General features: G+C 56.5%; 11 protein-coding genes. 2 read left to right on the top strand and 9 right to left on the bottom strand.

Annotated elements, in window-relative coordinates; translation table 11 throughout:
• Window positions 1-7 precede the first annotated feature (7 nt).
• The 7 genes from Poly24_RS20675 to Poly24_RS20705 all read right to left on the bottom strand — a co-directional run bounded on the left by Poly24_RS20675 (window position 8) and on the right by Poly24_RS20705 (window position 10,163).
• Entirely contained in the window at window positions 8-1,432 is a 1,425-nt protein-coding gene (locus tag Poly24_RS20675; RefSeq protein WP_145100038.1) for a TonB-dependent receptor, read from the bottom strand.
• 390 nt (window positions 1,433-1,822) lie between these two features.
• The gene (locus tag Poly24_RS20680) at window positions 1,823-2,317 is read right to left on the bottom strand and encodes a dihydrofolate reductase (protein WP_231753260.1); all 495 of its coding nucleotides are present in this window, start codon (window positions 2,315-2,317) and stop codon (window positions 1,823-1,825) included.
• A 142-nt stretch (window positions 2,318-2,459) separates the two neighbouring features.
• Window positions 2,460-5,513: a vitamin B12-dependent ribonucleotide reductase gene (locus Poly24_RS20685; protein WP_145100046.1), complete on the bottom strand. Its 3,054-nt coding sequence runs from the start codon at window positions 5,511-5,513 to the stop codon at window positions 2,460-2,462.
• Window positions 5,514-6,283: 770 nt separating this feature from the next.
• Entirely contained in the window at window positions 6,284-6,727 is a 444-nt protein-coding gene (locus tag Poly24_RS20690) for a hypothetical protein (protein ID WP_145100049.1), read from the bottom strand.
• 74 nt (window positions 6,728-6,801) lie between these two features.
• Window positions 6,802-7,239, bottom strand: a complete 438-nt coding sequence (locus Poly24_RS20695; protein WP_145100052.1) for a thioredoxin family protein — start codon at window positions 7,237-7,239, stop codon at window positions 6,802-6,804.
• A 171-nt stretch (window positions 7,240-7,410) separates the two neighbouring features.
• Entirely contained in the window at window positions 7,411-8,145 is a 735-nt protein-coding gene (locus tag Poly24_RS20700; protein ID WP_145100055.1) for an arginyltransferase, read from the bottom strand.
• Between the two features lie 215 nt (window positions 8,146-8,360).
• Window positions 8,361-10,163 (bottom strand): ATP-binding cassette domain-containing protein, encoded by a 1,803-nt coding sequence (locus Poly24_RS20705; protein WP_145100058.1) that lies wholly within the window; start codon window positions 10,161-10,163, stop codon window positions 8,361-8,363.
• A gap of 258 nt (window positions 10,164-10,421) precedes the next feature.
• Between Poly24_RS20705 and Poly24_RS20710 the strand changes: the two genes are divergently transcribed.
• Window positions 10,422-11,531: a chromosomal replication initiator protein DnaA gene (locus Poly24_RS20710; RefSeq protein WP_145100063.1), complete on the top strand. Its 1,110-nt coding sequence runs from the start codon at window positions 10,422-10,424 to the stop codon at window positions 11,529-11,531.
• Between the two features lie 36 nt (window positions 11,532-11,567).
• On the opposite strand, the gene ppnP is transcribed toward Poly24_RS20710, so the two are convergent.
• Window positions 11,568-11,858: a pyrimidine/purine nucleoside phosphorylase gene (gene ppnP, locus Poly24_RS20715; RefSeq protein ID WP_145100067.1), complete on the bottom strand. Its 291-nt coding sequence runs from the start codon at window positions 11,856-11,858 to the stop codon at window positions 11,568-11,570.
• 198 nt (window positions 11,859-12,056) lie between these two features.
• Complete coding sequence (locus Poly24_RS20720; RefSeq protein WP_145100070.1) at window positions 12,057-13,793, bottom strand: HDOD domain-containing protein; 1,737 nt, start codon at window positions 13,791-13,793, stop codon at window positions 12,057-12,059.
• Window positions 13,794-14,622: 829 nt separating this feature from the next.
• Here Poly24_RS20720 and Poly24_RS20725 point away from each other — a divergent pair.
• Complete coding sequence (locus tag Poly24_RS20725; RefSeq protein ID WP_145100075.1) at window positions 14,623-15,414, top strand: (Fe-S)-binding protein; 792 nt, start codon at window positions 14,623-14,625, stop codon at window positions 15,412-15,414.
• The last annotated feature ends 14 nt before the right edge of the window (window positions 15,415-15,428 follow it).

A 15,428-nucleotide genomic window follows, 5' to 3' on the forward strand; every position in this document is an offset into this window, starting at 1 on the left:
AGGTTCCTCATGTTGCCTGGTATTCGAAGTAGCTGCGCGATTTGATGACATCGGCAACCGGACCAGGAACCATCGTCTCCCAGCTGGAATCGCCGTCCTTAATTTTGCACAGCACCTCGCGCGAAAAGACGTTCAGGCATTCGGGATTGAAGTTGTCCAAGTCGTTGATGCCGCCACGATCCTTGAGGTACCCATACAATTTTTGCAACTCGGGTTTGATTTCCAGGTTTTCGCACGTCATCATAGCGCCGGTCGCCTGATCACGCAGCGGATAGCAGTAGATCTTCAGATCGTTTTTGAACAACCGCCCAAACGATTCAAGGATCCCACCGTCCAACGACGCATAATATTTTTCGTCGAACAGGTCCAACAGACTGGCTGCCCCCATCGTGATCGCGATACTTTCTTTGGTGTACCGCGACAAATACGACGCCAAGCGATAGTACTGAAAATAGTCGGAGATTAGCACCGTCATCCCACAGGCGGACATCACGTCGGCGCGGGCCAAGAAGTCGCGCAGGTCGATTTCGCCCTCGGCCTTCAAGTTCCGCATCGTGATCTCCATCACCTGCGCTACTTCTTTGCCTTGGACATTCGGCAACTCCGTAAACTTTTCATTGGCACAACGCAGCATGTCGAGATTGACGTTGCAGACGGGCCGAAAGCTGCCGCGTTCGACCAGGATCGGCTTGCGATGGAAGAACTCCGAAGGTTGCAACACGTCGCCGTTGGCAGCAAACATCGCCGCGCCGCTGAGCCCCAGCTCGACCAGCTTCAAACTCATCAAACGGTTGTCGACGTGTCGGAACGCGATCCCCGAGAATTCGATCATGTCGATCTCGATCCGCGAGGTGGAAAGTCCATCCAAAAGCGAATCGACTAAAAGTTCGGGTTCGTGGTTCAAGGCAAACGCGCCGTGGACCAAGTTCACACCGACGATTCCCAGCGCCTCCTGTTGCAAGGCAGCTTCGTTGTCGAGCATCCGAACATGGATGATGATTTGGCTGTCGTCATCTCGCGGGTGCGCTTGAAATTTGACTCCCATCCAGCCATGGCATTCGTTGGTGCCCTGGAAATTCCGAGCCGAGACGGTATCGGCAAAAGCAAAGAAGGCCGTTGTATCGCCACGCACATCTTTCAAGCGATCCAAGTTCAAACGGTGCTCGTAATCGAGCATCGCTTGCAGACGCTCGCGGCAAACATATCGACTCGCCCGACCGTAGATCGCATCACTGACCTTCATATCGTAGGCCGACATGCTTTTGGCGATCGTTCCGGCGCCCCCGCCGACACGGAAGAACCACCGCACCACTTCTTGGCCCGCACCAATTTCAGCAAACGTGCCATAGCGGCGTGGATCGAGATTGACCTGCAACGCCTTCTGGTGTGTGTCGATAGGTTCCGGTGAAGGAATACGTGGTGACAATTGCATTTTGAAATAGCCCGCCATGTTCAAACGCGAAAAAAGTGAAAGTAGTTGAATCCGTGTTTAATAGCACGAAGTGTACCAATTCCAAGATTCACGCAGGTTAAGAATTGAAATTTCCGTATCCGCAGTTCCACCAGACGACACCGCTCGGAACCTCACCCGCTTCGATGAAAGAATCGGGGGGGCGTGTTGCCCTGCAAATCGGCAGCTCAAACTGATCCGAGCTGGAATTCTGAGGAGGGGCCGCTATTCAATGCACTGCCAAAAATTTGTGCAAATCCGATTCGATCCAACCATCGCGGCCCAAGGGGCGTGCCTAGAATACATGCACAACAGCAATAAAAGCATGCAATCGCAACACGATCGATTCTGGAAGCTCTTGTGATCGAACGATTACGACCGACGTGATATCGGCCGCTCCCAAACGCTAAATTCGCTGGGAACGCTGTCGCGCGCCGCAGGGGGCACGCGTTCGACGTAGCTGCAATGCCAGCCGTTCAAGTCGAAATCGATCGTCGTGTCGCCCACCGTCTGGCTCCAGACACGCGTCAGAAACACACGCGTGCAAACCGGCAGCATCGCCGCATAGATTTGAGCACCGCCGACGACAAACGCCGTTCGTTCGCCGATGGCAGCCAGCACCGATTCCGGATCGGGAAAGACAGCCACTCCGGGATGCGACCATTGTCGGTCGCGCGTCAACACAAAGGTTTCTCGCCCCGGCAAGGGACGACCGATCGAGTCAAACGTCTTACGTCCCATCACGATGATACAACCCATCGTTAGACGCTTGAACCGCCGCAGATCATGGCTCAATTGCCACGGCATATCACCATCGAGACCAATGGTCCCCGTCGAGGTTGCGGCAACGATTGCGGTCAATGTCACGCGGAGAAACTTTTTGTAGCAGAGAGCGAAGCCGGTTATTCAAAAAAACTGGCCACCGCGAAGGTGGCCGTGTTGGCATCGGCACAGCGCTTGGTGAGGTCACCGAAGCGCTGTGCAATTCTTGACTGCGTCCAACCGAACGTTAGCTGCAGCCCATGCTGGCACCACAGTTGTGGCACAGATAGCAGTTGCCGTTGCGAACGGTGATGCTGCCGCAGTTGTCGCAAGCCGGAGCGTCGCTTTGGAACCGAGCGAATTGATCGCTTCGCGAACCGGGCTTGCCATTGTCTCTGGCCCCGTCGCCCGCAATCTGCATCGAAACGCCCGCACGCTCCAGCGCGTCGATGTCGACCGTCGGCAGATTGCCTACGGTGTATTTCGCCGCCGTGTCGTGAGTCTCAATCGTTGGACCATTACCACCGATCTTCATCCCATCGCCTTCACCGGGCTTGTTTCCGTTGGCCACGCTTTCAACCGACTTCGATTCGGTCGAATCGCCACCGTCGTTCTTCTCGGCAGCTCCGGGCACGGTCGCTTCCCGATATCCGGCCAGGAACGTAATTCCCATCCAACGGAAAATGTAATCGACGATACTCTTTGCGATTCGAATGTCAGGGTTGCTGGTATGCCCCATCGGTTCGAAGCGGGTGTGGGTGAACTTGTTGACCAGGACTTCGATCGGAACGCCGTATTGCAGCGCGATCGAAGTCGAGGTGCCGAAGCTGTCCATCAGGCCACCGATCGTCGAACCCTCTTTCGCCATCGTGATGAAGACTTCGCCAGGGCGACCGTCGGGATACAGGCCAACATTGATGTAGCCTTCGTGTCCCGCGATGTTGAACTTGTGCGTCAAGCTATGGCGCGTATCTTCCAAGCGTTCCCGGCGTGGTCGATAGACAACCTTCTCGACAACTTTGACTTCCGCATCCGCCGCCGTCTTCTCACCGCTCTTGGTGTTCAGCGGTTGGCTCTGCTTCGAACCGTCCCGATAAATCGCGATCGCCTTGAGCCCCAGTTCCCAACCCCAGAAATACGCATCGGCGATATCTTGAGGTGTCGAATCGGTCGGCATGTTGACCGTCTTGCTGATCGCCCCCGACAGGAACGGTTGGGCAGCAGCCATCATCGTCACGTGGGCTTGCCAAGCGATGCTGCGCGTTCCGCCGGCAGGGGTGAACGCACAATCGAAGACGGGCAGATGCTCGTCGGCCAGATGCGGAGCCCCTTCGATCGTGTCGTGTTCGTCGATGTAGGCGACGATTGCTTTTGCTTGCGTCGTGTCGTAGCCGAGCGACTCCAAAGCCCCTTCGACGCCGCGGTTGACGATCTTCAACATCCCGCCGCCAGCCAGTTGCTTGTACTTGACAAGCGCGATATCGGGCTCGACGCCGGTGGTATCGCAGTCCATCAAGAAACTAATCGTTCCGGTGGGTGCCAACACGGTCGCTTGAGCGTTACGGAATCCGTAACGGTTGCCCAGTTCGAGGACCTTGTCCCACAGGTTGCGAGCAGCGTCCTTCAGGTATTCGGGACCTTCGTCGTGGATCTGTTCGACAGCATCGCGGTGCATCCCCATCACCTTCAGCATCGGTTCGCGATTGTTGGCAAAGCCTTCAAACGGTCCGACGACACCCGCCATTTCGGCGCTTGTCAGATTAGCCGTCCCATGCATCAATGCAGTCAGGCTGCCACACAACCCGCGAGCGCCATCGGAATCGTAAGGCAGACCGCTGGTCATCACCAACGAACCCAGGTTCGAATACCCCAGCCCCAGCGGGCGATAGTTGTGGCTGTTCAGCGCGATGTCGGCGGTTGGATAGCTGGCGTGATCGACCAAGATCTCTTGGGCGATGAAGAAGACGCGGCAGGCGGCGTGGAAACGATCGACGTCGAAGCTGCCGTCGGCGCGACGGAACTTCATAAGATTGATCGACGCCAGGTTGCAAGCCGTGTCGTCCAGGAACATGTATTCCGAGCACGGATTGCTGGCGTTGATCCGGCCGCTGTTGGGACAGGTGTGCCAGGTGTTGATCGTGGTGTCGTATTGAACGCCAGGATCACCGCAGTGCCATGCGCATTCGGCCATCTTGTTCAACAGTTCGCGAGCGTCGTATTCCGGCGGCGTGCCGGTCGCCTTTTCGCTGATCCATTGCGTTTGCCAACGCTTGCCGTCGCGAACCGCTTGCATGTAATCATCGGTCACGCGGACCGACAGGTTCGCGTTCTGGAACATCACCGACGAATAGGCTTCGCCGTTGAAGTTGCTGTCGTAGCCCTGGGCGATCAGCGCGTGAGCCTTCTTCTCTTCGCTCCACTTGCACTCGATGAATTCCAAGATATCGGGATGCCAGACCTTCAACGATTGCATCTTCGCGGCGCGACGGGTCTTGCCACCGCTTTTGACAACCGCGGCGATCTGATCGTAGACTCGCATGAACGACAGAGGGCCCGACGGCTTGCCGCCGCCAGACAAGTTCTCTCGCTCGCTGCGGATGCTCGATAGATCGGTGCCGGTGCCGCTGCCAAACTTGAACAACATCGCCTCGCTGGTCGCCAGACGCATGATGTCTTCCATGTTGTCTTCAACCTTCTGGATGAAGCAGGCCGAACCCTGAGGAAATTCGTAAGGGTTTTCGGGTTGGTCGACGCGGCCTTGCGTCTTGTCGTAGTGCCAGTTGCACTTCGCGCCGGTCACACCGTATTGGTCGTAGAGGCCGACGTTAAACCAAACCGGGCTGTTGAAAGCACCATGTTGGTGCAGGCACAACCAGGTCAGATCGCGATAAAAATTTTCGCCATCTTCCGCGGTGTCAAAGTAGCCATCGGCCAATCCCCAGTCGGAGATCGTGCGGGTGACGCGGTGGATCAATTGGCGAACGCTCGTTTCGCGTTCGGACTTGTTCGGGTCGCCATAAAAGTACTTGCTGACAACGACGTTGGTCGCCAATTGGCTCCACTTCGCTGGAACTTCGCAGTTGTGCTGCTCGAACAGTGCAGTGCCCGTTTCATCTTTGATCGCCGCGCTGCGGAGCACCCACTCGCTGGTGTCGAACGGGCTGTCGACATCGGTTGGGCAAAACTCCGAATCAATTTTCAGTCCCACGACGCTACTGCGTCCAGCGGAGGAAAACTTGGCGCGGGCGTGATCGATACCATGTTGCTGGTCATTTTGGGGACAGGTGGGCGCAATTGCCATAGGTCAGAAACTCCCTTGTTTTCATCCGTGGGACTCACTCCTAGCATCTTGCGATACACGCTTCCCAGCGTCAGGAGTGAGGCCATAGTATTAGAAAAAGTCGTCAAGCGTTCGATCAGTTACCCGTCTGCGAGCGTGCGATTGGCCACGTTATGATCTCATATCCACGTCGACCGCAAGAAAAACAGCAAGAATCGCTAGCATTCGCTGGGCACTACCTGTAGTGGCATTCGATGACGAACAACACTACATGTTGATCTCCATTTATCCTACCGTTCGGCTGATCGCTGTCAACGAACTGCTTAAAGTGCGGAAAATGCAGCAAACTGCTTTGCTAGCGGTGATAGCAAAGCGCGCAAAACCAAGCGTCCGAGAGCCCGTTGGATAACGTAAATTCAGGCTGCTTTAAGATTTAGAGAATTGCAACGGATCCAATGTTAGACACGTAAAAAATCCGCTTAGATTTCGTGAAATATTGAAATTCCTCAGAGCGCACGTTTCGCTTAGGCGAAGCTTGACGACCGACGGAAGATCGCTGCCAAAGCGCAGCGGCGACTTGATTTCACAAATCCTCGGTGGCGACGGGGTATCGGCAGCCCCTAAAGCAACGCCTGCGGTCGTGATGCGCGTCGCAGCCCCGCCCCGCGCATGCCGCTTCCGACGATAGAGATTAGCGCAGATCAGGTCTCAGCATGGCGGGCATCGAAGCCACCGCCAGCGAGGCCCCCCACACACGTTCCCATGTCGCAAGCAGGCAGCGATTTTGGGGTTTACCGGCGATCGGCAACGGCCAACATATCGGCGGATCCCGGAATGGCCTGGCGCAGCGGCGAGGACCATGAGGGCGTCGTGACGGCGTCTCGCTGCGCCGTTCCCGACTGCAATGCGTGCAATTTTTGTTGGCAGCGAGGGCAATCATCGGCATGCTGGAGCATCTTCGCCGCCAATCCGGGATCGACTTGGTGTTTGGCAAAGGCCTCGATGTGCGCTGCGAATTCCGCACAGCTGAGGCCCCCATGGTGCTTGTGCTCTGATGCGCTTCGCGATCCGATATTCATTCCCACGGCGACCAGCAAGCCGAGCACGGCGACCGGCAGGGCAATCCGCCGCGTCGTTGCGATTCGCCGCTTGCGACGTTGTTGATCGGCGATTTGTTGCAGAGTCCCCGGTTCACACGGCAGCCAGTCGTCCGAAGTGGATTGCGGTCGGTTCACGGAAACGTTTTCCTTCGAATGGGAAGTTCGAGATCACCGTCGCACGCTTCGAAAGCGGCACCTGGCGAGCGATCTTAGTGGTGTGTCGTCTGAGGTGGTACGACCGATTGCAGGAAGGCGGACATTTCGCCCGGCTCAACAAATCCGTCGCGGCGGCCTATCACCTGACCGTCCGCGGAGAATACCACCACGGCCGGAAAGGCAGTCACGTTCAATTGCTTTGCGATCGCTTGATTGCGTTGGCCATTGACCTTCAGCTTCACAAATCGATCGTTTACCAAAACGCCGACCGATGGGTCCATCCACGTTGCGTGATCCAATTTCTGGCAGAAGAAACAAGATTCGGAGGTGACATAAACCAGCAAAGGCTTTGCCGACGTGTTCCATTTCTGCTGCGCTTGCGCGACGGATTTGATCCATTGAATCTCGGCTAACGCTTCGCTGCGCGACAGCATTAGACTCAAACAAACAACGGCTACGATGGACAGGCGTCCAATCTGCGGCTTCCGCATTCCCACAACTCCTCGAGTCTTTCGATGTGCTTAATGCGACGACTTGGTTCGCTGCGATCGCATTCAGTGCGAATCGTTGAGATAAGCATCGTCGGTTCCCGAAATCAGTTCGGTGAACTAGGACACACTGTGGGTAAAAATAAACCGAATAGCAAGCTTTTGCCCGACAAGTTATTCGAATGTTATCCAGTCCTTTTGGTGCAAACGCTGCTGAGGTTTGAAGCGGGCTTTGTAATTCAAATGGGAGTTGCTGGCGACGTACATGCCAAGGTAAACCCAGCGGCGATTCGATTGCATCGCCAATTCGAAGTTCTTCAGAATCGAATACGTCCCCAGGCTGTATCGGCTGAACTGGGGATCGAAGAAGCAATAGACCAACGATAGGCTGTCGCGGCCAAAGTCGGTGGTCGCAACAGCAACCAATTGATCCTCTTTCCAAAAGCTGAGCTCTTGGGTTTCGCAAATCGTTTCGACCAAAAAGCCCGTGTACTCTTGCGAGTCCAATTCGCGTTCCGACAGTCCCAACTGCCGGGCGCTACGATGTTGGTTGAACATCGCGACCCGCGCCGGGTCGACCGTTGGCGAAGCGATTCGCACTTGGAGATCTCGATCGCCCCGTTTCAAGATCCGCCGGAATGATTGCGACCAATGAAACGATTGCATGTCGACGCGGGTCGATTCACAGGCCTGACAGTCGGCGCATTTCGTTCGATAAAGGAACGGCCCACTGCGTCGAAAACCTGCACTGAGATACTGGTCCAACATGTCGGCCGTCATCATTCCCAGCGGCCATTGCAACGGCATCCGCGCTTCACGACCGGCGATGTACGGGCAGGGCTGCGGTTCGTCGTGGACGACGACCAGCGGATTGGTCGCTTCGCCTTGAACGGGTAGAGGTTGGAACATCGCGTGACGCCGTGCGGACAATTGAAAAGGGCCGACTTCAGTGTACTGGATAGGTCAACAAATCGCACCGATTTTGCTCGATTCATTCTCGGCAGAACGTCGCTTCCGATCAGGCAAAGCGCCCCCTGGCGACCGTTCACCGTCGCGGAACAAACACCGGCGCGTTCGGAAGACATCGAGTTTGGGTGCTGGCGGGCACCGTGAGCCCGCTGGGGTTAACTCGCTTCCAGTTCTTCCCATCGCGCGTACGTCTTGGCCAGTCGCGCTTCCAAGTCCTTCAGCTTACGCTGCTCCTCGGCGATCCGCTCGCCAGGGCCTTGATAGAAGCTAGGGTCAGCGATCGTCTCATGGACCCCGGCGATTTGCTTTTCCAATTTCTCGATCTCTGCCGGCAACCCGTCCAGTTCGCGCTGCAGTTTGTAGCTGAGCCGCTGCTTGGGTGCCGCGGAGGCAGCGCCCCCTTTCTTCTTCGACTTGCTTCCCCCGGCCGAACTACTCTCGGTCGTCGCAGTCGGCAGCGGGCCGCGCTGGGCAAGCCAATCGTCATAACCGCCGACGTATTCTTTGACGCCATCGGGTTCGTAGACGATCGTGCTGGTAACGACATTGTTCAAGAACGCCCGGTCGTGGCTAACCAACAGCAGCGTGCCGTCGTATCCGACCAGCTTGTCTTCGAGCATCTCCAGCGTCTCGGCGTCCAGATCGTTTGTCGGTTCATCCAACACGATCACATTGGCTGGGTTGGCGAACAGCCGCGCCAGCAGGACGCGGTTGCGTTCACCACCGGACAGAAATTTCACTTGGGTGCGAGCCCGTTCGGGGCTGAACAAAAAGTCCTGCAGGTAGCCGATGATATGTTTTTCACGACCGTTGATCACGATCTGGGTGTGCCCCAGGCCAACGTTCTCTTGAATCGTTTCCTCTTCATCCAATTGATCTCGCAGTTGGTCGAAGTAGGCGATTTGCAGATTCGTGCCGGTGCGAACGGTCCCCGACTGAGGTTCCAGTTGCCCAAGCAGGATCTTCAGCATCGTCGTCTTGCCGACGCCATTGGGACCGATGATCCCGATCTTGTCGCCACGCATGATGCTTGTCGAAAAGTTCTTCAAGATCGGACGGTCGGGGTATTCGAAGCTGACATCTTTGACTTCGGTAACCAGGTTGCCGCTCCGCTCCGCCGCTTGCACTTGCATCTGCACCGTGCCGGTGGCGCCGCGGCGCTGCGATCGCGTTTCACGCAGTTTTTCCAAGGCGCGGACGCGGCCTTCGTTGCGCGTCCGTCGAGCCTTAATTCCCTGGCGGATCCAGACTTCTTCTTGAGCTAATTTTTTGTCGAACAACGCGTCTTGTTTCTCTTGCGCCGCCAAAGCCTCTTCTTTGCGTTTCAGAAACGTGTCGTAATCGCACGACCAATCGAACAGCTTGCCGCGATCGATCTCCAGGATCCGCGTTGCCAAGCGGCGCAGAAACATCCGATCGTGCGTGACGAAGATCAACGTCCCGGGCCACTTGCTCAAAAAGCCTTCCAACCAACCGATCGCTTCAATATCCAAGTGGTTGGTCGGTTCGTCCAACAACAGCAACTGAGGCTTCGAAACGATCGCTTGAGCCAACAGCACCCGCCGTTTCATTCCCGACGACAACGTTTCGAACAACGCCTCCCCATCCAATTCCATCCGCGAGAGCGTTTGTTCGACCAGATGTTCGGCTTCCCAGGCGTTCTCTTGCAGATGGAAGTCCTCACCGAGCCCTTTGGCAGTCACTTCGGCAACCGTTTCGCTGGTTCCCGACGGAACATCCTGCTGCAGGTAGGCGACCCGGGTTCCCGACGGCATGATGATCGATCCGTGATCGGGCTTTATCCCGCCGCGCAGCATCTTCAGCAGCGTCGACTTCCCCGCGCCATTGCGCCCCAGCAAACCGATCCGCCCGCCGGCTTCGATCTGGCAATTGACGTCGTCCAATAAACTGGGGCCACGAAATCCGACGGTGATGTTTTGAAGTGAAATAAGTGCCATGGAAAACCTAGGGGAAACGAACGCCTGCGTCGACGTGACGCAGTCCAAAGATTAGCCGATAGAACGTTTTTCGCCGACCCGTCGTGTACTTGAACTGGCCCACCGTGTCTTGCTCCGCTGCAATTTTACCTGGTCGGCAAAACTTGAATCAATTTGGCAACTTTCTCAGGGTTGGCTTGACCGTGAAGGCGATTCTCTGGTAATCGACAACCTCTTGCTGAGTGAATCTCCGCGCCCACAGCTAGCAAACGCCTGTTGATGAAACGAATTTCGATCCTCTTGCGATTCTCCATGAACTGCATGCCCTTGGCATGCAGCACGGTGGTGCTGTTGTGCCTGGCAGGCTGTCGCAGCGCGGCGCACAACGACGTCTACGTCGATAAATTGGCGGCAGAGGTCCGATTCCTGGAAGACCAGCTGTACCAGATCGACTACGAAAACAAGGTCTTGCGCGAGAAATTGCAGCGAGCCAAGCGAGCCGAGGCCCGCGCCGAAAAAGCCCCCCCCAAGAGCGTGCTGCGTTCCCCAAGCCGCGTCAAACCATCGCGTGATGACGACCAGGACAACCGTTCGACAGACCGCCGCGACGACGACAACGTCCCCCGACGGGACGACGATGACCAAGACACGCTCGGCCCGATCGAGACGCCGCGAGTCGATTTGGGACAACCCAATGTGACGCCGCCTAAAATGAGCTTGCCCAATAACGACAACTTGCCCGACATCCAATTGCCCGAAATTATCCCAGGCGAGGTCCGCCCGCCTTCGGATTCCTTATTGATTCCGCCGCAAATCGATACCGGCCAAGTCTTGCCTCCCGGCGATGCACGGAACCTTCCGTCAGCGGCTCCGGGACAAGTGATCCTGCCAGCGGCAGTGAATCAATTGTTCGATCAGGGATCGCAGGTTGAATTGGTTGCGGCCGAAAGTCCGGTGGAGGAACCGCCGGGAGAGATCACGTCGCTGCTGATCGATCCCGCCTACTCGCGTGGACACGACTTCACCAGCGACGGCGAAACGACGGGCGTCTATCTCGTGCTCAAAGCCCTCGATGCCAAGGGACGCGAGGTGAAAATCGACACCCCGTTGAAGGTAGCGATCATGGATCCCAAACGCAGCGGTTCCCAAGCTCGACTCGGGCGCTGGGATTTCGATCTGCCTCAAGTCCGCGAAGCATGGCGTACCACCGTCGCAACCGACGGCGTCCACCTTCCGATCCAATGGGATGGCAAGCATCCCTTGGGAGATGAGGTCGACGTCTATTGCCGTGTCGAAACGCCGGCAGGAGACCAGATCACCGCCGAGTTGACGATCGACCTCACCCGCCACCGCTCGCGAGCCGAACTGTGGACGCCCCGCGGCAATTAATGCTTTCCGCATCAGCCGTGTCGCACGCCACGACGATTAACCCGCCGATTCGCCGTAAAAGCAGAGGTAAACGGTCGGTTCGGCGACGATCAACTGGAACTTCACGTTGGCACCGACGCGGAAATCGGTTCCCGCCGGAAACGACTTGTAGCTCTCTGAACCAGGCAGCTTGACCTGCAATTCGCCCGACACAACTTTCATCCACTCGTTTTCCGAAGTGCCGAACTCGTATTCTCCCGCCGCCATCACGCCCGCGGTCGCCCGGCCTTCGCGATTCTCGAAACCGATCGATTTGACGTTGCCGTCAAAATATTCATTTACCTTCATCGCACGTATCTTCTAGCTAGATGGTGAGCGACTGCCCAAGCAGTCGGATTGTCACGCGCCGCGAGGTCGCCGATGCAACCGTTGGCCGATGGGCACGTTTTAGCAAAACCGCAGCCAATGAGCATCGGGGTTAGGGAAACCGTATGCGATTTCAGAGAGTGGCCCCGTGCAGCCAGAACTCTGGCGCCGCTGGCTCCACTATGCCAATTCTAATTTCACCGAAGCTTTAAATAGGACCGATCGGATCGCTCCGTAACTGGCTGGCAGCTGCACGACTTGGCAATCCACCTCCAATTCATCGGCGCCGTCGCAATCGACAATTGCCACGATGTCGGTCTCCATCAAACGGCGGAGCTCTTGTTGCGTACGGGCCTTCGATAATCCCGAGCAATTGACGACGATCGTCGCTGCCATCGGGAGATTCGATGCGTCGGCGGGCTGGATGCGGAAATCCATCCCGTCGATCAATCTCGCGACAAAGTCGAACGGAGCCGGGGAGCGGTTCCAATAATGAAGGGTCGGCATCGAATTGGTCCGCCGCGCGGGCCGCTTTGACGCGGTGGTCGAATTGGGCGTGGTATCGACAATCGTTTGCGTGTCTCTGTTTGTGTCTTCGATAACTCGGTCGATAGCGTCAATCCGCAACCGTTCCAGCACCGATGCCGGAGGAATCTCGACAAGATCCCAGGAATGCCACGACGACATCGCTAGCTTGCCGACGAAGACGGACAGTTTTACGAGTTCGACACGTCTCCGCAGCGGTTCGGGCTGCTGAGATAATTCGCTGTAGGAATCGAGGATTCGACTCATCGGTTTGCAGATTTCCGCCGGGAAATTCCACACATTTCGCAATCGCAACAACGCTTCGGCGTGATTTTCCGGGAAGACGTTCTGTTCCAGTTCGCGCAGCGATTCGCCTGTCTGTTGGCATTGCGCAATCATCTTCTGGTAGTGGTCCGGATACAGCGATCCGAGAACAACGCGACCCATAAAATTTAAGATCGAGATCAGAACAAGATCGTTGCGGATGCTGGCGTGGCTGCCCTGTTTGATCAAATGTTCCGCAGCGACTCCGGCACTATTGCATTGTTGCCAAATCGTTGCCGCATTCATCCAGGCAAGCTTGCGTTGGGTGATGGCAGAGAGCATTGCTGCGGCAAGCGTCAGTTCACCGATTCGCCGCAGGCCAATTTGAACCACCGCCTTGTCCAACTCGGTGATCTTTTTTCCGATGGGACGATAGAAACTACTGTTCGAAATCGACAGGACCTTCTTCGCCAATTCGGCATCGCACTCGATTGCTGCTCCCAGTTCGCGTGCAGCGCACTCCGTGCGCGTCAATTCGAAGACCTTCAGCGCTACCTTGGAAACAGGCAGCACATCCGCAGCGATCGCACGTTTACTCTCGATGTCTTCGACCGAAACAGGCGGGCACTCTTCCGCCGCGACTTCCGACTCGCCGGACTGCTGTTCGGTGGCTGCAGTCGCCGACGCGTCGCTGACCGGTGCGTTGGCCTCAACGGCATCCGGAGCGTCGGTTCGCAGTAGAGGTTGACGGTGCAGCACTAAACCTTTCGCCTTGGCTGCAAACGCCGCATAGTTCGTTGGCTTGTAGACGATGTCGTCGACGCCGCGAAGCATTAGATCCCTCGCCAAATCGGGGACGTCGATACACGAATGAACCACAATGACCGAACGTGGTTTCCTTGCCAGCAATTCAACCGTCAACGCATGCCCATTTTTATTAGGCATCCTTAGGTCAGTTACCACGAGGTCATAGTGCTTTCGATCCAACTGCCGGCACGCATCCTCGCCATCGGTCGCGAGGTCGCATTGAAAGTCTTCACGCTGCAACGCAAACGCAACGGTCTTTCGCGCGACCGCATCGTCGTCGACAACAAGAGCCTGAAGCGTTCGAGACGTTGTGATCTGCATCTGTCCATGTTCCGAGGCTTCGAAATGATTCGTTCCGCCACGATTGCGAGTGCAACCACATTGTAGTGCGCTGACAATTGCCCAAGTCGTAAAAGCTTGGTGCGTCCTATCGGACAAGAGGGTGTCGCGACGCTTTCTAATCCGCCCCGGTAATCCAGAGCCTCCCGCAGCTGCGATCGAACCGAGCTTCCATTCTTACGCGGCCCAAGTGAAGCAACAGGTCGAGTGACATTGCAGGCAACAACAATGCAACGCGTGTCTGTAAAACTGTAGCACCGTTTTTTTCGGAATCAGATTCGCAAAACGTAAATCTTGCAAGTTAACCCCGTTCACACAATCGCTTCTTCGAGCAAACTGGACACTCGAGCGACGAATCGCCGCGTCGACACCAAACATCATCGATCGCCCCCACGCAACCCAAGTGCACATTAGATCACTTCCCAAATCGATGCGTTCATTCCCAGGCGTGCATCTCGGCCACCATGGTTTCCATTAAACCATGCGTTAGAAACGATAAGACAACGATCCAAATTAAAAACGTGGCGGTGCAATTGATGTGGATGTAGAGGTGCATGTTTCCTCCGGCTCCCTTCTTGCAGCGGGGGCTCCGGCGTACTTGTTTGACATCCGCACTCCAATTGTCAGGCCTTTCCCAACGAGGCAACTCGTTACGAGTCTTACAGGAAGCCGGTTAAGTCAGCAGGTACACCCGCCTGGCCCCCCTGAATTGTTTCCACGGGTGCTCTAAGCCCCGTCGGGCAACTATACTTCGTCAAGAAGTAATCATTCTTGCCCTGTTCGTTTGTCTGCTGAGATGATGGAAAACTCCATGAGAGTCGGCCTGTTTGTTCCCTGCTACATCGACCAAATGTATCCCGATGTTGCGGTCGCGACCCTGGAATTGCTCGAAGGGGCGGGTTTGAAGGTCGAATTCCCCGCCGCTCAAACCTGCTGTGGCCAACCGATGGCCAACACCGGATGCAACGACGCGGCCCGGCCGCTGGCGGCGAGGTTCTTGGATCTGTTCGATCCCTTCGATTACATCGTCTGTCCCTCGGGCAGCTGCACGTCGATGGTTCGCAATCATTTCAGCGACCTCGTCGGCAACGATCCCCGATTGGCATCGATCCAGTCGCGAACGTTTGAGTTCTGCGAATTTTTGCACGATGTCCATCCGATCGATTTCAGCGGTCATCGGTTTCCGTTCCGCGTTGGGCTGCACCAATCGTGCCACGGCCTGCGCGAACTGCGACTCGGCGGCGACAGCGAACAGATGATCGAACGCCCCGACAAGGTCCGTTCGCTGTTGGCTCAGGTTCAGGGATTGAGCTTCGTCGAATTGCAACGCGTCGACGAATGTTGTGGCTTCGGCGGAACGTTTGCGGTTAATGAACGAGCCGTCTCGGTGGCGATGGGCGAAGACCGCGTGCAGGATCATCTGGAGGCGGGAGCCGAGGTGATGGTCGCATCGGACATGTCCTGCCTGATGCATCTGTGGGGCTTGATCAGTCGCCAAGGTTCTCCGCTGGCGGTGATGCACGTCGCGCAAGTCCTCGCCGGGCGATCTCCTTCGGTCTCGGTCAAGAACTCGATCAAACCGAAAGCTGGCAACGCGTTGTAACACGCGCTGCGACG

Origin of the sequence: Rosistilla carotiformis (genome assembly GCF_007753095.1) — a bacterium.
In the GTDB taxonomy this organism is placed as follows: Bacteria; Planctomycetota; Planctomycetia; order Pirellulales; family Pirellulaceae; genus Rosistilla; species Rosistilla carotiformis.